The sequence below is a fragment of the Pseudomonas sp. MWU15-20650 genome (assembly GCF_023242475.1).
Taxonomy (GTDB): Bacteria; Pseudomonadota; Gammaproteobacteria; order Pseudomonadales; family Pseudomonadaceae; genus Aquipseudomonas.
The window spans coordinates 1-17,825 of the sequence record NZ_JALJFG010000011.1; the positions used below are offsets into that span (position 1 = coordinate 1).

At 56.9% G+C, this 17,825-nt stretch carries 10 protein-coding genes; 6 read left to right on the forward strand and 4 right to left on the reverse strand.

Features of this window, described 5'->3' with window-relative positions; genetic code table 11:
• Positions 1-89 precede the first annotated feature (89 nt).
• Positions 90-1,658, reverse strand: coding sequence for a sensor domain-containing diguanylate cyclase (locus M5B43_RS11540; protein ID WP_248750224.1), 1,569 nt, complete (start codon positions 1,656-1,658; stop codon positions 90-92).
• 464 nt (positions 1,659-2,122) lie between these two features.
• Between M5B43_RS11540 and M5B43_RS11545 the strand changes: the two genes are divergently transcribed.
• Positions 2,123-3,463 (forward strand): amidase, encoded by a 1,341-nt coding sequence (locus tag M5B43_RS11545; RefSeq protein WP_248750225.1) that lies wholly within the window; start codon positions 2,123-2,125, stop codon positions 3,461-3,463.
• A 223-nt stretch (positions 3,464-3,686) separates the two neighbouring features.
• Here M5B43_RS11545 and M5B43_RS11550 read toward each other — a convergent pair whose 3' ends face one another.
• From M5B43_RS11550 to M5B43_RS11560, 3 genes are all read right to left on the reverse strand, one after another.
• Positions 3,687-4,883 (reverse strand): hypothetical protein, encoded by a 1,197-nt coding sequence (locus M5B43_RS11550; protein WP_248750226.1) that lies wholly within the window; start codon positions 4,881-4,883, stop codon positions 3,687-3,689.
• A gap of 13 nt (positions 4,884-4,896) precedes the next feature.
• Positions 4,897-5,784 (reverse strand): nitrilase family protein, encoded by an 888-nt coding sequence (locus M5B43_RS11555; protein ID WP_248750227.1) that lies wholly within the window; start codon positions 5,782-5,784, stop codon positions 4,897-4,899.
• A 76-nt stretch (positions 5,785-5,860) separates the two neighbouring features.
• Positions 5,861-7,840 carry an NAD(P)/FAD-dependent oxidoreductase gene (locus M5B43_RS11560; RefSeq protein ID WP_248750228.1) on the reverse strand — a complete coding sequence of 660 codons (1,980 nt, stop codon included), beginning with the start codon at positions 7,838-7,840 and terminating at the stop codon, positions 5,861-5,863.
• Positions 7,841-8,348: 508 nt separating this feature from the next.
• Between M5B43_RS11560 and M5B43_RS11565 the strand changes: the two genes are divergently transcribed.
• From M5B43_RS11565 to katG, 5 genes are all read left to right on the forward strand, one after another.
• Complete coding sequence (locus M5B43_RS11565) at positions 8,349-8,831, forward strand: hypothetical protein (protein WP_248750229.1); 483 nt, start codon at positions 8,349-8,351, stop codon at positions 8,829-8,831.
• 84 nt (positions 8,832-8,915) lie between these two features.
• Positions 8,916-10,472, forward strand: coding sequence for a methyl-accepting chemotaxis protein (locus M5B43_RS11570; RefSeq protein WP_248750230.1), 1,557 nt, complete (start codon positions 8,916-8,918; stop codon positions 10,470-10,472).
• Positions 10,473-10,637: 165 nt separating this feature from the next.
• Positions 10,638-12,830 (forward strand): TonB-dependent receptor, encoded by a 2,193-nt coding sequence (locus tag M5B43_RS11575; protein WP_248750231.1) that lies wholly within the window; start codon positions 10,638-10,640, stop codon positions 12,828-12,830.
• Positions 12,831-13,018: 188 nt separating this feature from the next.
• On the forward strand, positions 13,019-15,292 hold the full coding sequence (locus M5B43_RS11580; protein ID WP_248750232.1) for an FdhF/YdeP family oxidoreductase: 2,274 nt from the start codon (positions 13,019-13,021) through the stop codon (positions 15,290-15,292).
• Positions 15,293-15,489: 197 nt separating this feature from the next.
• Positions 15,490-17,670 (forward strand): catalase/peroxidase HPI, encoded by a 2,181-nt coding sequence (gene katG / locus M5B43_RS11585; RefSeq protein ID WP_248750233.1) that lies wholly within the window; start codon positions 15,490-15,492, stop codon positions 17,668-17,670.
• The last annotated feature ends 155 nt before the right edge of the window (positions 17,671-17,825 follow it).

Here is a 17,825-nt window from a genome sequence, read left to right on the forward strand (position 1 = left end):
TCCTCAACGCGGGACAAGCCCGCTCGCCACGACAGCCGATTTGTTACAGATTTTGCGTTCGACGGTGATTGTGTAGAGACCTATGGACATCAGGGGGCATGCTGGTCGGTGGAGCACCAGCCATTGCGGCCCTTTTGCTTGGCCTGGTAGAGCATCGCATCCGCCGATTTCAGCAAGTCCCCGGGACTGATCTGCTCCGTGGCCGGATAGCCTGCGGTGATACCGGCACTGGCAGTGACGTAGCCCAGGGGATGACCGGCGTGCTCGATTTTCAGGGTTCGAATGGCTTGCAGGATATCGTTGGCAACCTGCGCTGCCCCCGCGTGGTTAGTATCGGGCAGTAGCACCGTAAACTCCTCCCCACCATAGCGGACGGCCAAATCCCCGGGGCGCTTGATCGCGTGTGCAATCGCCCGGCCCACGGCGCTCAGGCACACATCGCCGGCGGCGTGACCATAGGTGTCGTTGTAGCGCTTGAAGTGATCGACATCGAGCATGATCAAGGCGAGGGACGATCCCCGGCGCTTGGCCAGGCGAATTTCGTCAATCAGTACCGCATCGAGCCGCCGTCGATTGCCCAAGCCGGTCAGGCTGTCCGTCATCGCCATGTCTTGCATGGCCTGATGGGCGTGACGCAGGGCTTTTTCCGCCAACATTCTTTTGCGTAGCTGGTTTAAGACAATCAGCCCGAATATGGCGAGCACGACCATCAGAAAGACCAGCACCCATCCGGTTTTCCAGAGGTCGTGGCGCCAGGGTGCGATGATGGATTCACGCGAAAGCCCTGCTTCTACGACGAGGGGGTAGGTCGTCAAGGCTCTATAAGCGTAAAGCCGGTCGGTATCGTCGATGACGGCCTTGACCTCGGCGATGCCGGTGTTGGACACCGGCAGGTAGTTTTTGAAAATCTCGCTGTCCGCCAGGCTTTTACCGACCACTGAGGTGATGAACGGGCGCCGTACCAGGAGGGTGCCGTTACGCATGGCCAAGACCAGCGCGCCCTTGTCATCGATTTTGAAGTCACCGTAGTAATCCACGAAGTAACTGAGCTTGATCGTGGCCAGCAGCACCCCTGCGAAGGAGCCGTCAGGGTTGTTCAAGCGGCGCGAGATGGGAATGATGAGTTCGTCGGTGGAACGGCTTTTGACGACTTCGCCGATATGCACATTTCGGTCATCGTGGGTGCGGTGATACTGGAAATAATCGCGGTCGGCGTTGTTGGCGGTGTCCGGGGTCACGCGCTTGTCCGTCACCACCCATTGACCGTCGGGGCCGTAGATAAACAACCCATGAAGTTGCGGCATTATCTGGGTTTGCTGAATCAGCAGTTCGTGAATGCGTGGCACATTGATGCCTTGCAATCCATCGCCTTCTACCCGTTCGCTGAGGGCCGCGGTCAGCACATCGACTTGTCGAATGGCGTCTTCGGCATGCTGGGCCGTGGCGCGCGCCAGGTTGGTCACGGAGTCACGGGCAGCGTCGAAGGCGGCGTGATAGTCGCGCCATGTCCGCCAACCCTCAATGGCGATGAACGCAATCACGACCACCAGCATGAAGCTCACGGTGAGGCGTAAGGTGGCTCCCGGTTGCACAATGGGTCCGGCGTCGGGGGCGGTGGCGTTGTCGTCCTTGGGCGTTGGCTGTTTGCGTCCGAGCATCGGGTGTCCTTCTGTGGCTGGCGGGGTAGCGTGTGCGCCCGTTTGATCGTTCGAGAGAAGGCTCAATCGGGAAAATACTGTCGCGCCTCTTCGCTGGTATAGCGCAAGAAGATCTGCACTGCTTGTGGAATCAAGCGTCGCGTCAGTAGAAAAGCATACAGCGAGATGTTCGGCAGGGCATAACCGGACAGGATAGGCGCCGTGTTCTGTTCTCGACCGCCTCGTTGCCGCTGGGCCAGTTGAACTGCGTGTTGTCCAGGCCAGCTGTCGATCTCTACGAAGCCCTGGACGGCGCAAAGGGGTATCGGGTCGATTGTGAGGCCACTTCGATGGATGGGGAGCCTTCCTGTCATAAGTCTGACGTCCTTTTCCGAGCTTATTGAAAGACGCGGATGGCATACATCCGCCTGTCAATCAGGCAGAGTTCCTGTTCACAAGCCTACTTAAGCAGGGGTTTTTTGTTCATGACTCAACTTCGTGGCTACTTCAAAGACAAGACTGTCGCGGAGCTTTCCCGGCAGGTGCGCAACCAAGAGACAAGTTGCGTTCAACTCACCCAGGCGGCGCTGGATGCTATCCATCAACTGAACCCTGTGATCAATGCCTTCGTCTCGCTTCATGCAGGTGAGGCACTCCAGACCGCACAATTGCTCGACAGGGAGATCGCGGAGGGCATATATCGCGGGCCGCTGCATGGCATCCCCATCGCGATCAAGGACAACATTGATACTCAAGGTACGCTTACAACCTATGGTTCTCACCTGTTCCGGCATCAGCGGCCCACGGCCGATGCACGTTGTGTCGCGCAGCTCAGGCAAGCAGGCGCGGTGGTCGTTGGCAAAACGCTCACCAGTGAGTTTGCTCTCGGGCCGACGGGAGAGTTTTCGTTTCAGGGCCCGTCACACAACCCGCACGATCTGAACAGGGTCACAGGCGGATCCAGTGCCGGGAGTGCCGCGGCGGTAGCCGCAGGCATGGTACCTATCGCGATTGGCACTGATACCGCCGGCTCCATCCGTATTCCAGCGTCTTTTTGCGGAGTGGTGGGGTTCAAACCCAGTCATGGGCGCATTTCTCTCGAAGGGATTTATCCTGTCAGCGGCACCCTGGACCATATCGGTCCTCTGGCTCAATGTGTAGAAGACATTGCCATGCTGCTGGAAGTGCTCAGCGCCTCGCCAATAGGTAGGATGCAACCAACCGACGAGCCTCGGGTTGCATGGGTGGATCCCAGGTCGATCCACGATGTGGACGATCGCGTGCTTGCCGGTTGTCTTGCACGATTCCATGCGATATTTGATGCAGGGCGCAGTACTGTCGATATCGACGCGTTGATTCCAACGGCTCAAAGTGCCTTTAAAACCATCCTGCTTGCCGAGGCTTATGCCGTGCACAGCGTTTATCTCCAGGATGAGAGTAGCCATTTCAGCCGCGAGCTTAGAGAGCGCCTTGCACCTGGCGAAGCTATACGTGCCTGGCAGTATCTCAATGCACTGGAGAACCGTAAGTTGCTACAAGGCCAAGTGACCAAACTATTCGAGACGGTTGATTTGCTGGTGATGCCATCCACTGCAATATTGCCACCACCGTTTGGCCTCAAGACCGTCAATATCAACCGCGTTGAACATCCCATCAGGGAGGCTATCAACGGGTTGACGAGCATTTGGAGTCTGCTCGGTTTGCCCGCTATCAGCATTCCTGCCTGCATCGTGGATGGCCTGCCCTGCGGGTTGCAGATTGTTGCAGGGCCGAATCAGGATGAAAAGTTGTTGGCATGGTTGGCGGCGCTGAACATTCAGGTTTGAACGTGGTAAGCGCCATCTGGAAAGCCCATAAGGGGTACAAGTGTCTGTTTCAGATCGTTGCCGTCGGCTTGCCCGGGGTTGCCTAGGGCGACGCCGTCGGGGCCACCGTCGAATCCATGCCGTGCGGTTCGTTTGTCCCCGCCACTGGCGTGACTTGCGGTAGCCCTTTCAGCCCTAGCTTTTTGGGCGAGGCACAGTAGGAAACTCGCCCATCTCAAATAGGTTAATCCGCAATCAATCCACCGATCAAAGGTACGATCAACACTGTACTGATCGCCATGGACAATACGTTGCCGATATACGGATGCATGTATTTCGGCAGCCGCTCGGTAATCGCGCAGGCCAGCGGTGGGGCGATCAGCGCACCCAGTAGCGCGCTGGCCACGATGACCGTCGCGCTGCCGCCATAAGTCAATATGGCGGCGGGCACTACGGACACCAAGGGCACGTAGGTTGGATACCAACCACGTTCACGCCACTTCCGGCGCCACATTACGATGCCGAGCAGTGAGGTCAGCGCTTGGCCTGTCACCAAGTGGGGCAACCATCCCGATCCATAAGCAGGGCTTAGGGGGTTCAATGTATAGGCCACCAACACTCCTGCGAGCAAACCCAGGCTGGCCCATTCGTTACCAAAGAAAGGCGCCTCGGAAAAGTCTGCCAGCACGCGACGCAATGTCCAGCGTATGCCGTAGTCGGGTGTTTTCAGGAGAGCAGCAGGAGGTGCGCGGTCTTGGGATTCAGGCGCACGGCTTACCAGAACCGGAAGCGCACGGCACAGTAAGAACGCGACCACGCTACCTAAGGCCATGCCCAGCACATTACCAATCACCACCGGCAAACCCAGAGGTGTGCACAGGTAATTGACCATCAACAGGCTGCTCGGTGTTACCAAGAGCGCGCCGAGCAGCGCGCCATTCAGTGTGACCTTCCAGCCACCTCCGAACAGCAGTACCATGGCGGCCGGTAGCGACACAAATGCTGCAAAGGTCGGCTGCCAGGAGTCGGCCGTAAGAGTCCATCCCCAAAGTGCGTTACTCAGCAACAACCCGAGCAGCGAGCTGGTCACCAGCCAAGGCCAAAGCCCCGTACCGTAGGTGATGCTGAAGCCTTGCCAGCCTTGGGCATAGCGACTGGTCCAGTAACCGAATGCACCACCGAGCAGTAGGCCGAGTGAGGCAAATTCGTGTTTATAAAACGCCACTTCGCTGATATCACCCACCACCCAGCGTAGCCACGCCATAGGTGACGGCAGGCTTGCCATCATGTCATTGTAGCCTGGCCATAGCCCCGACGCTGAGGCGGAGTAAGCCACTGAAAGTCCTGCAAATGACACCACCAAAGTGAGTAAGGCCAGAACTAGAATGGCAAGGTGGCGAACAGACGAATCTGATGACGTTTTTGTCGGTATGAAATCCATGGTCGCACCCCCATCAGCGTGGCAGGCACGGGTGAGTGCGATAGCCGAGCATCCCGTCATATAGATCTGTACGGCGATCCCGCTGCAGGTCGTTAAGGCTGTTCCAGATCGGTGCGCTGCGGGCACTGGATAGGTCGATGTCGGCGTAAATTATCGTTTGTTCGTTGGGCGAGGCGACCTTGCCGATGGGCCAGCCGTTAGTACCTGCAATCAGCGAGCAGCCGAGATAGCGCGCGTCCCGTTCTTCACCGATTCGGTTGGCGGCAGCAATGAACACGTTGTTGGCGTGAGCGGCGGTCATAGTCAGATATGAGGCCATGCATTTGCCCGCCTCGTCGAACAAGGGGGGAGGTGTCCATACCCAATTGTTCAGGCTGCAAATGATATCGGCGCCTTGCTGGGTCAATATGCGTGGGACTTCGGGAAACCAGATGTCCCAGCAAATCAGCAAGCCAATACGGCCTATGGGCGTTTCGAACACCGGGAAACCCAGGTTGCCGGGGCTGAACCAGAGCTTTTCTTTGTTCCATAAGTGGGCCTTGCGGTACTTGCCTATCAGCCCTTCGGGCCCTAGCAGCACTGCTGTGTCGAACAGTTGCATGCCGTCACGCTCAGCCAAACCGGCCACAAGATACACCTGGTGAAGCTGGGCGAAGTCCATCCAGGCTCGCATGCTGGGACCGTCTGGAACAGGTTCGGCATGTAGATAGGCATCATGGCGAGTGTTGAATAGGTAACCGGTATTGGCGAGCTCCGGTAGCACAATCAGGTTGGCTCCATTGTTCACCGCTTGCAGGGCAAGGCTCAAACTGATTTCCAGGTTGGAGGGACGGTTTTGTATCCCGACTTGCGGATCGAATTGCACAACGGCGACGGTTACGGGGCTCGTAGATTCGTTCATGGCGCAGACCTCTTTTTATTGTTATGAGCCCACCGGAACGGCGGGCGTTTAATAGGAAGTCTTTTTTGCTTATGCGTCAGTAGGTTGTTTCCGTTTGAATCGTAGGCAGTTGCTGGATCGGTGGTTGCCCCTCGTAGCGCGGGTATTCGTCCAGGGTAAAACCACCGTTGAATACGGCGTGGGTGGTATCGCAAAGGTTGATCACGGCGTCGATGGCGCCACGCAGGCAGGGTTCGGTCCAGCCCGCATCCACGGAAAACGATTCCCCGGCCAGATACAGCCCCGAGACATGGGCATAGTCGCGGTTGTATCGCATCAAACTGACTGCCTCGTAGTAAGTCCCCGCGCGATAGAGCTTGGCGCACCCTAGCGCGTTCTTGTCAGTCATCCAGCGTTGGACGATCGCGTTTTTTGTATCGATGTACGGCGATATCGGCGTTTTGATATTGGCGCTGCGTAACAGGATACGGTCCAGTTCCGTGACGCACTTATTGACCAGCGTTTGGTCGTCAAAAGAGGCCAGTTTGGTCGCGTCATCCTCCCAGGTGTAACTGAGCAGGATGCAGTCATAGGGATAGGCGTCGCGATAGCGGTAGGTGTACACATCGTGAATAAAGCTGTCGGTGACCATGACCTGGGGGATCTTTTTGTTTTTCGATAGGAAGCTTTTCTTGAGCGGTGCGTAGATCTTGCAGCTGGTTTCCCAGTGAGCGGTTTTGTAAGCATTGGTGACGGAGTACGGCAGCATATCCTGGCTGAAATTTTCCAACTGAATATGGGTTTCGATAATCCAGGAGGGCAGGGTCATGATCACGGCGTCGAAGTCTTCATGACGTTCAGTTTTGCCAGTAGGACTGCTCGCTTGCCAGTCATAGGTCACTCGAATCTGGCCGTTTTCAAGCTTGGCCAATCGAGTGACTGAGGTATCGGTGAGAAAGCCATTGCCGCGTTGTCGGCAGTGATCATAAAAGGACTGGCCGTTGACCTTGGCTTCCATAAATAGCAGGCACTCGTCGAGTGCTGCCAATCCCAGATAGCGCGGCGCGTCGAACGCTAACTCATTGCTGTCCTTGAGAGTGGTTTCCCCCAAATACGGTGACGCAGCAGGATTGCCGTTGGTGTCGACGCGCCCGTGCACCAACTGCAGTTGGCTACTGAAACCAAAGATTGCAGTGCGTAAAGGGTAGAGGCAGCAGACGTCATAAAACGCCCCCCAGCTGCCATCGCCGATCCCGATGGAATAGAAAAGGGTAGACTCTTCCTGCGTCATGCCGAGCCCGCCAAAGTCCCCAGAGGTATTGGCATTCCACACGACACTTGGCAGTGTCACCATGTCTCGAAAGGACAGGCTTTGGTAGCGCGCGACGATAGCGGCCCATAGGGTTTCCCATTGCGGCGTGCCATATGCCTGCGCGACTTTTCGCGTCATCTGATCAGCGAAATCACGCCACTTGGCATACACCTGCTGCAGCTTTTCTGTTGGCGGTGGGGTGTGACCTTGTGAGTTTTTCCAGATCAGCATCTGCGGCTCCGGCTGTCCTTCGAGCAACCCCTCACGCAGGTAAATACCCGTGCTGTGCACATGAGGTGTGCCAGGGTTGGGGAAGTCAGACAGCCTCAGTTCGAAGAGTTTGCAGTAGTAGGCCAACAGCGACTGGCCATCTAAAGGTGATTCACCTCTCTGATTGAACATGGGCATGCGCATGGCGCCCATTTCGAAGGGTGTTTGACCCAGTAGTGGAGATTGGCCGGTATCAAGCACCGACAGATGACGCCCGCCTACCCGGTGAGACTGTTCCAGCAATGTGACGTTGTTGAATCCGCACCGAAGTAGCTCTCGCGCAGCGGTTAATCCGGTGATGCCAGCACCGACGATGCAGATCTTGTAATCAGATTGTGTTGCCTTGGCGATGCCACATTCTTGTTCAATCAATTTTCGGTAGTTGAAGCATAAGTCCGGAGGGTTGGGGAAACGGCCTCGCCATGAGGATGGATCGCGTGTGGGTAGGCGCTTGGCTACTAAGGCGGGATAGTCGTAGGTGGATCCGATGGTCATGGTTCACGCTCCAGAGTCTGCTCGGTCGGGTATAGGGACCGTTGGCAATGGCGGGTGAATGTAGTGGAACGTGGGAATGGTGAGGTGGTAGATCTTTGTGGTGATGCGATGTTCTCGATCATCAGTAGGTTTTCTGGGTGGAAGACGAGGCACTTCGCCTGTTTTCAGTCACTTCGCATTCTTTGGCGCCACGTTATTCAGCTGTTCTGAAACAATGCCGGGCGAGCTGATAGAGGTCATTGATAAACTGGTCAATCATAACGATTAGACACCTAGGCGATGGGGTATTAGTCTGGCGGCGGTAGTTAATTCTACTTTGTCGAAAGGCGGTATTAATACGCCTATGGGTTCATTGAATATTTGTGTGTTGACTGTTGTTACTTTTTAGGGGGCTGCCAGTCCTTGTCTGGGTTGGTTTATTGCTCCTCCAAGAACGATCTATATAGCAGTCCATCACTCTAGGCTCACTCAACAGCGCCAGGCATTCGTTTTACCAGAGGAGCAGTTGATGCGCGGTCTCAAGTATCGAGAGGGGAAGGTGTTGCTGGTGTACCAGAACACCCTGTTTGATTTGTGCCCGGAATTGTTGACGCTGGATGGCGCACACGGCGATAAGTTATTTCGCGATTTTATCCGACACGTTAACTACAGTCGCCGGGTGTTTGATTGGGCGCAGCATCTCACCTTGTATCGTTGGTTAGAGTGCTCTTCTTATGCACAGGCGTTGGCAAGTAAGCATTTGGACGCGGTGATGGCGGCTGCCGTTTCCCTGTGGTGTGAAAAGGACAACAGTGCACACGCAGGTGTCGCTGTTGTGCACCGCAAGAGCTCCATGATGCTGCTGGGCTGGAAATCAACTGGCCTTCGGGGGCATTCGGGCCTCGAGGTACTTTCGAGTGAGCGCCAGTTATTATCGACCGGTGGTTTTGCATTTTGTCAGGTGTCTAATAATAGCTATCCCTTGCCGCAGCACTTCCAAGTTCTCAACTAATACTGACGTTACGCGTTTGCGTTGCACAGGCATTTTTTCATCAAGTCGTTAAGTCGCGCGAATTTTTTATCGTCTGGAGTTTGTATGTCTGGTTGGATCCGTCACATCCGCGTCAGCGCTAAGCTGAGTTGGGGGTTCGGCCTGGTGCTGGGATTCTCCTTGTTACTGGTCGTCACTGGCTGGGTCGCGATTAATGTACTCACCGAACGCAGTATTAAAGTAGAGAGCATTGCTCGCGTCAGTGATATGACGATGGCGCTGCGTGTTCATCGTGTGCGCATGGAGCTCAACCCCCAGGGCGACAGTGTTCATTTGATTCTGCAGACCCTCAATAAGCTGTCTGGGCACTTGAGCGCTGCTCGCGTGCTGCTGGCGGCACCTCGCGATGAGGCGTTGATTGATGAGCAGATGGCGGCCGTCAAAGCGTATCGCGAGGCACTCGGTACCGTGAGTCAGCCGGGCGTTGATCTGGCGCCAGTGTTTGCGCGGATGAGTGCACAAGGTGACATTTTGCTCGACACGACTGGCCAGTTGATCGCCTCACAAAACAGGCAACGTGATACCGATTCGTCTTTTGCCAAAACCCTGCTCGTCAGTGTGGCGCTGCTGGCGTTGCTGCTAAGCGTGGTGGTGGCCTGGGTCATTAGCCGGCAGATCGTCACACCCCTGCAGCATGTGTTGAACGACGTTGATCGGATTGCGTCTGGCGACTTGAGCCAGGACGTCGTGGTCGATCGTCGCGACGAACTGGGCCAGTTGCAGAGGGGCCTGCAACAGATGAGCAGCCGCTTGCGACAGCTGATCGGCGGTATCAGCGCCAGCGTTATCCAGATTGCCAGTGCGGCAGAGGAGCTGTCCGCCGTCACTAGACACACCAGTGCTGGCGTCAACGGCCAGAGAGTCGAGACCGATCATGTCGCCACTGCCATGAACGAAATGACCTCCACGGTGCAAGCGGTGGCACTGAATGCCGAAGAAGCGTGTGACGCAACGACGATGGCCGGCCAGCATGCACGGGAAGGCGATCAGGTCGTGAGTGAAGCCATCGAGCAGATCGAGCGGTTGGCCATGGAGGTGAGACGTTCAGCCGAGGCGGTGGCTCATCTGAAAGGCCAGAGCGATAAAATCGGAGGTGTGCTGGACGTCATCAAGGCTGTCGCCCAGCAAACCAATCTACTCGCGCTCAATGCTGCGATCGAGGCGGCTCGGGCGGGTGAAGCGGGGCGCGGGTTCGCCGTGGTAGCGGATGAAGTGCGTAGCCTGGCTTTGCGTACCCAACGCTCCACTGAGGAAATTGAAAGCCTGGTGGCCGGTGTTCAAAGTGGCACTCACGCCGTGTCTTCAAGTATGGAGACGAGTTTGCTATTCAGTGAACACAGTGTTGAGTTCACTCGCCGAGCGGGTACGTCGCTGGAAAATATTACCCGCACGGTATCGACCATCCAGCTCATGAATCAGCAGATTGCGGCGGCTGCCGAGCAGCAAAGTGCAGTGGCCGAAGAGATCAATCGCAGCGTGATCACGGTGCGCGATATTTCCGAACAAACAGCCAGTGCCAGTGACCAGACCGCTTCGTCGAGTATCGAGCTGGCGCGGCTGGGGCATGAGCTGGAAGCGATGGTTGCGCGGTTCAAGGTTTGACGCAAAGCTCGCAACCTGAAACCACTGAGCATCAAGCGAGCGGCCACGTTCCGCTCTGTCATGGGATGCAGACGTTCCATGACAGGGATTTCACAGAGTGGAGGAACGTGCATCGCTATATACTTTTTTACACAGCGAGCCCGGGACATCATCGACAGTGACCTCATGCTGCGCCTTTACCCGGTTGCAGTCCGTCAGATTGATACCGATGGCCAGCGTTTTCCTCTCCTGTTGAGTCATTTATCCATGCGACGCTTTACCTCACCGCACCTGACCGTGGTCCCGTTGCTGTTCAGCGTAACGGTACCGTTTGCCCACGCTGAAGCATTGCAACTGGCCCCCATCGACATTAATGCAGACGACATCCTCACCCAGCAGGCCCGCGACAAGGCCGTGACACTGGGGCCCCTGGGCGAGCGGCGCCTACAGGATGTGCCGTATTCGATCAGCGTGGTTTCTCGCGACCTGATCGACAGCCAGCAACTGAAAAGCTTCAAGGACATCATCCGTTATCTGCCCTCCGTGCAGGCGGATGGCGTACGCCCGCAGACCCGAGGCTTTCAAGGCAGCGTGGTGCAGAACAGCCGGCTTGATGGGCTCAATATCGTCTCGACCACCGATTACCCAGCCGAGCAGCTCGACGGCGTTGAGGTGCTCAGCGGTCTCTCCGGCTCCCTGTATGGCCCGGCGAACCCGGCCGGAACGTTCAACCTGCTTTCCAAGCGCCCGACTGATGACACCCTCAACCGTGTCACCGCGGGCGTCGGCAGCGGCTTGAGCTGGTTGAAAGCCGCCGACCTCAGTGGCCCGTTCGACCCCGCCGGCAAGATCAAATACCGTCTCAACCTCGCCGACGAGCAGGGCCATGGCTATGCGCCTGGGAGTACCTTGCGGCGGCAACTGGTGAGTTTGGCGACGGATGTCCAGCTCAGCGACGACAGCGTTATCGAGACTAACTTCAGTCACTACAACTACCTCGCCAAAGGGTTTCCGGGGAAATTCGCCGTGGCTTCCGGTGTCACATTACCCAACGCTCCTGACCCTGCGCGCAGCAACCTGGGGCAGAGCTACGCAGGTGACAACAACACCACCGACACCGCCAGCGCACACGTCAAGCACGACTTCGATGGCAACTGGAAACTCGATGTCGGCGCACTGCGCCAGATCGCCGACCGTGAGTCGACCGGGGTGACCAACACCCTGATCAATAACAGCGGTGTTTATCGCACCTCGGTCTCGAGCATCACCGCCAGCCGCTTCACGATCAACAGTTACCTGGCCAACCTCAACGGCAGCGTGAACACCGGGCCGGTCCGGCATGAACTGACCTTTGGCCTCACCGGGTTCGACTGGGACAACTACAACCCGGTCGCCGGTAGCGCCCAGACGCTGGGCACAGGCTCCCTGAGCAACCCCGTCAACTTTGCCGAGCCCGACTACCCGGATTTTACCCGCCGTTATCATTCGGCCAATACGCAACAACGCGCGCTCATCGTCGCCGATACCCTGACGTTCACTCCCCAATGGAGCCTGATGCTCAGCGGTAGCCAAAGCCGTTTGACGGCGGACAACTACACCTTGAAAGGGGTGCACACGTCTTCCGAAGACTCGGGCATCAGCAGCGCCGGCAGCCTGATCTACAAACCCATCGACGACCTCACGCTCTACCTCACTTATGCCGACAGCCTGCAACAAGGCGACAGTGCAGCCGCAGGCAGCAGCAACGTCGGCAGTATTCTGTCGCCGTACCGCAGTCGGATGTTGGAAGTGGGGGGGAAATGGGTGGTCAGCGGCGTCAACCTGTCGCTCGCGGCGTTCCAGATCAAGCGTCCTTTTGCCTATACGCAAGCGGACAATGTCTATGCCGTCGCCGGTGAGCAACGCAATCGGGGCCTTGAGTTCCTGGCCGACGGCAATGTCACCACCCACTTGAAGATGTATGGCGGTATCACCTGGCTGGACCCCAAGCTGCTATCAACGGGGGATGCCAATACAGAAAATACTCGTATTGTCGGGTTGTCACGGGTAACCGCCAGCCTGTTGACCGAATACCGTATTGATCAGGTGCCCGGGCTGGCCGTCAACCTCAACGCCCGCTACGTCGGTGCCCGCCCAACCGATGACAGCAACGACCATTGGGTCGGCAGTTATCAGACGTTTGACATCGGTACCCGCTACAGCACGCGCCTCATGCAGCACGATACCGTCTATCGCCTGGAAATGACCAACGTCGGCAATGAGCATTATTGGACCAACATCGTCCCAGGCGGTTTGAACGGTTATACCGGGGCAGGGCAGTCCAGCGCTTCGCTCGGTCTACCGCGAATGGTACAAGCCTCTATTCAGGTGGATCTGTAAGTGAAACCGAGGCCAGACGTGTGCGCCAGGGGCTACCTTGACACGTTGTTGCAAGCGGCCTAGGTTCTAGAACACGCCTCACGTGAGTCAATATTCTGTAGAACGCTACACAAGGCTGCTCTGTCGTGGCAGCACCTATGCATCTATCGGCTCCCGCCCTTGGGTGATGAGTCGTCTGTGGAGTGATCATGGCTATCAAGCGCAAGGTACCTGGTGTCCGCAATTACGACGGTCCAGCGGGCGGCTGGGGCGCCCTCAAGGCGACCGCGACGGCGGTACGCGAGCAGATGGATACACTCAAAGCCCCCATTACGTTAATGCGCACCAACCAACCGGATGGGTTCGACTGCCCAGGGTGTGCGTGGCCCGACAAAGAGCACAAATCCACCTTCCAATTCTGCGAAAACGGCGCCAAGGCCGTGACGTGGGAAGCCACCAGCAAACGCGTCACCCCGGAATTTTTTGCCAACCACCCCGTCTCGGCGTTGTTGCATCGCAGTGACTATGAGCTCGAAGATTTGGGACGCCTGACCCACCCGCTTGTTTATGATCGGGCCAGCGATACCTACCGGCCTGTGGAATGGGAAACGGCCTTTGCGCGCATTGGCGAGATACTGCGCGGGCTGGAACCTGACCAGGTCGAGTTCTATACCTCGGGAAGAGCCTCCAACGAGGCCGCGTACCTGTATCAGCTGTTCGTGCGTGAATATGGCACCAACAACTTCCCTGACTGTTCGAACATGTGCCACGAACCCACCAGCGTCGGTTTGCCGCGTTCTATCGGGATGGGTAAAGGCTCCGTCTCGCTGGAAGACTTTGACCTGTGTGAGCTGGTGCTTTCCATCGGCCACAACCCCGGCACCAACCACCCACGGATGATGGGTACGCTGCACGAAATCTCCCGGCGAAAAGTCCCCATCATGGTCTTCAACCCCCTTCGCGAACGTGCCCTGGAGCGCTTTTGTGACCCGCAAGACATGATCGAAATGGCCACCTATGGCTCCACACGTATCGCGTCGACGTATCTGCAAGTCAAGGCGGGCGGGGACGCGGCGGCGATCAAGGGGGTGATGAAAGCCTTGCTGGAATTGGAGGAGTCCGTCGGCAAAGTCCTCGATTACGAATTCATCGAGCAACATACCAACGGTTTCGAGGCGCTCAAGGCGGACTTGCTGGCGACCCCCTGGCCAGACATTGAGTTGGCCAGTGGGTTGCTCAAGGTGGACATGGAAAAAGTCGCTGCCGCCTACGCAAAATCCAATGCCACCATCGTGACGTACGGCATGGGCATTACCCAGCACAACGAGGGCACTGCCAACGTCCGCCTGATTTGTGACCTGTTGATGTTGCGCGGCAACATCGGCAAGCCGGGGGCCGGTATTTGCCCGTTGCGAGGGCACTCCAACGTTCAAGGCAATAGAACCGTCGGCATCACCGAGAAGCCGTCGAGTGCTTTTCTTGGCAAGCTTGAAGAGGTATTGGGCTTCAAGCCTCCGGCAGCTCACGGCCACGATGCAGTGCAAGCCATGCAGGCGATGATTGCCGGTGAATCCAAGGCGCTGTTTTGCCTGGGTGGCAACTTCGCGGTCGCACTGCCTGATCCAGGCCAGTGTTTCCCGGCCATGGGCAAACTGGACCTGAGTGTGCATATCGGCACCAAGCTCAACCGCACCCATTTGCTGGTGGCTAAGGAAACGTACTTGTTTCCCTGCCTGGGCCGCACCGAACTGGATATCCAGAATGGCGCCCGGCAATCGATCACGGTCGAAGACTCCATGTCGATGGTGCATGCCTCCGCCGGGAAGTTGCTGCCAGCCTCTGAACTCCTGCGTTCGGAGCCGGCCATCGTGGCGGGCATCGCCACCGCTGCGTTGCCTGACAGCCAAGTGCCGTGGATGGCACTGGCGGCGGACTATGACAAGATTCGCGACCTCATCGAAAAGACCATTCCAGGCTTTGACGACTACAACGAGCGCATCCGCGTACCCGGTGGCTTTCGCATGCCGCTGCCGGCGTGCGAGCGTGTCTGGATGACGCCCTCGGGCAAGGCCGAGTTCTTTGTGTTCCCGGGCCTGCATGAGGATAAGGAAGTCGATGGTGAGGACGTCTTGCGCCTGATCACCCTGCGCAGCCATGACCAGTACAACACGACGATCTACGCGCTCGACGATCGCTACCGCGGTGTGTTCGGGCGAAGGGACGTGTTGTTCATGAGCCCGGCGGATTTGGCCTCGCGGGGGTTGGCGCACGGCGACCTGGTGGATATCGAGACGGTCACTCAAGGGCGCAAATTGCGCTACGAGAAGATCACCGCCATCGAGTACAAGATATCCAACGGTTCGGTGGGCGCCTATTACCCGGAGGCCAACCAATTGGTGCCGCTGGATTACATCGACGTGGACAGTGGCACACCGTCCTATAAGTCAGTGCCGGTACGTGTGGTGCGCTCAGAGGTGAATTGATTTTAGCGGTATTTGTTTAATCAGGGCAGTGAAAGGAGGTACGTATATAACACCTCCTTTTACGTAAATGAGGTTTTTCCTAGGCCGAGATTTAAAAGTGCTTGTCTCAGCCATTTTGTTCAATACATACAACCCTACTGGGCCTGCGCGGCAGGCTGCTACCAGCGTATCTATAGAAACTTTCAGGAAGAGAACAGATGCCAACCGAATCTAAATGTCCATTCATGCATATTGCTGGCGGCGGCACGTCGAATCAAGACTGGTGGCCAAACCAACTGAACTTGAAGGTCTTGCACCAGAATGCATCCCTGTCCAATCCCATGGACAAGGACTTTGACTACGCTGAAGCCTTCAAAAGCCTTGATCTGGAGGCGGTGAAGAAAGACCTTCTGGTGCTGATGACCGACTCACAAGCTTGGTGGCCGGCAGACTTCGGTCACTATGGTGGGCTGTTTATCCGAATGGCCTGGCACAGCGCGGGCACGTACCGTAAAGGCGATGGCCGCGGAGGTGCAGGGTCGGGCCAGCAGCGTTTTGCGCCGCTCAATAGTTGGCCTGATAACGTCAACCTGGATAAAGCGCGTAGGTTGATCTGGCCGATCAAGCAGAAATACGGTCGGAAAATCTCGTGGGCTGACCTGATTGTCCTCACGGGCACAGTCGCCTTGGAATCGATGGGGCTCAAAACCATTGGTTTCGGAGGAGGCCGCGTGGACGCATGGGAGCCGGACGGCACTGATTGGGGAGCAGAAACAAAATGGTTGGGTGACGACAAGCGCTACTTTGGCGATCACGAACTGGAAAATCCGCTTTCTGCGGTTCAGATGGGGCTAATTTACGTTAACCCGGAAGGCCCGGGTGGCAACCCGGACCCGATCGCCGCTGCCAGGGACATTCGCGAGACGTTCGCGCGCATGGCGATGGACGATGAAGAGACAGTGGCGCTCATTGCGGGTGGTCACACGCTGGGTAAGACTCACGGTGCAGCTCCGGCTTCATACCTCGCTGCCGAGCCGGAATCGGCCGGGCTTGAGCAGCAGGGGCTCGGCTGGAAGAACAGCTTTGGTACGGGCAATGGCGATGACACGATGACGAGTGGCCTGGAAGTCATCTGGAGTCAGACGCCAACGAAGTGGAGCCATCACTTCTTTGAAAATCTATTTGGTTTCGAATGGGAACTTACAAAAAGTCCAGCCGGTGCGCATCAGTGGAAGCCGAAAGACGATGCCGGTGCGGGAGCGATGCCGGACCCCCGAGATCCGTTGAAGCGTCGTTCACCGTCGATGCTGACGACCGATTTGTCACTGCGATTCGACCCGACTTACGAGAAAATTTCGCGACGCTTCCTTGAAAATCCTGATCAGTTTGCCGACGTGTTTGCCCGTGCATGGTTCAAGCTGACACACCGGGATATGGGGCCGATCACTCGCTATCTCGGCCCGGATGTGCCAGCGGAAGATATGCTCTGGCAGGACCCTATTCCGGCCGTCGATCATCCGTTGATCAACATGCAGGACAGTGTCGTGCTGAAGGGAAAAATTCTAGCAACTGGACTTTCTGTGTCGCAATTGGTGTCGACGGCATGGGCCTCGGCATCTACGTTCCGCGGCTCCGACAAACGTGGCGGCGCCAATGGCGCACGTATCCGCCTTGCGCCACAGAAAGATTGGCCGGTCAATCAGCCGACGCAATTAGCGAAGGTGCTGATGACGCTCGAGAAGATCCAGCTTGAATTCAATGCTGCGCAGACCGACGGTAAGCGGGTCTCACTCGCCGACCTAATCGTTCTGGCCGGTGGCGCAGGCGTTGAAGAGGCAGCGAGAAATGCCGGATACAACGTCCAAGTTCCATTTGCGCCGGGACGCATGGATGCATCGCAGGCTCAAACCGATGTGGCCTCGTTCGAGGTGCTTGAACCCATTGCGGATGGCTTCCGTAATTATCTGATGAGTGAGTACTCTGCGTCGGCTGAAGCGCTGCTGGTCGATAGGGCGCAATTGCTGACACTGACTGCGCCAGAGATGACAGTACTTGTCGGTGGTATGCGTGTGTTAAACACGAATGTTGGAGACACAGGGTATGGGGTCTTCACCGAGCGACCAGGGACGTTGACCAACGATTTCTTCGTTAACCTGCTCGACATGGGGACGGAGTGGAAGGCCGTATCGGACGCGAAGGATCTGTTTGAAGGGTTTAGTCGTACAACCGGCGAGCGCCAGTGGACCGGTACGCGTGTCGACTTGGTCTTCGGTTCGAACGCCCAGTTACGGGCATTGTCCGAGGTTTATGGAAGCTCGGATGCCGGAGAAAAGTTCGTCCACGACTTCGTTTCGGTATGGAATAAGGTAATGAATCTCGATCGTTTCGACCCTAAGTAGATTGTAGGGTATCACTCTTAAACGTCCTATGTTGACTGGGGCTACTCCGTGTAGCCCTATTTTTTGTGCTCCATTTTTGGTCGGGCTTTTTCGGAGCACTACTCCCAGTGAAGACTATTGATACGTAAGCGTCCGGCGAAGTTACCCTATCCCTG

What these genes read in the sequence shown, in the direction of transcription:
- M5B43_RS11545 (WP_248750225.1), top strand. Translation starts at nt 2,123, where the DNA reads ATGACTCAACTTCGTGGCTACTTCAAAGACAAGACTGTCGCGGAGCTT.
- M5B43_RS11550 (WP_248750226.1), bottom strand. Translation starts at nt 4,883, where the DNA reads ATGGATTTCATACCGACAAAAACGTCATCAGATTCGTCTGTTCGCCAC.
- M5B43_RS11570 (WP_248750230.1), top strand. Translation starts at nt 8,916, where the DNA reads ATGTCTGGTTGGATCCGTCACATCCGCGTCAGCGCTAAGCTGAGTTGG.
- M5B43_RS11580 (WP_248750232.1), top strand. Translation starts at nt 13,019, where the DNA reads ATGGCTATCAAGCGCAAGGTACCTGGTGTCCGCAATTACGACGGTCCA.
- M5B43_RS11560 (WP_248750228.1), bottom strand. Translation starts at nt 7,840, where the DNA reads ATGACCATCGGATCCACCTACGACTATCCCGCCTTAGTAGCCAAGCGC.
- M5B43_RS11575 (WP_248750231.1), top strand. Translation starts at nt 10,638, where the DNA reads ATGCTGCGCCTTTACCCGGTTGCAGTCCGTCAGATTGATACCGATGGC.
- katG (WP_248750233.1), top strand. Translation starts at nt 15,490, where the DNA reads ATGCCAACCGAATCTAAATGTCCATTCATGCATATTGCTGGCGGCGGC.
- M5B43_RS11555 (WP_248750227.1), bottom strand. Translation starts at nt 5,784, where the DNA reads ATGAACGAATCTACGAGCCCCGTAACCGTCGCCGTTGTGCAATTCGAT.
- M5B43_RS11540 (WP_248750224.1), bottom strand. Translation starts at nt 1,658, where the DNA reads ATGCTCGGACGCAAACAGCCAACGCCCAAGGACGACAACGCCACCGCC.
- M5B43_RS11565 (WP_248750229.1), top strand. Translation starts at nt 8,349, where the DNA reads ATGCGCGGTCTCAAGTATCGAGAGGGGAAGGTGTTGCTGGTGTACCAG.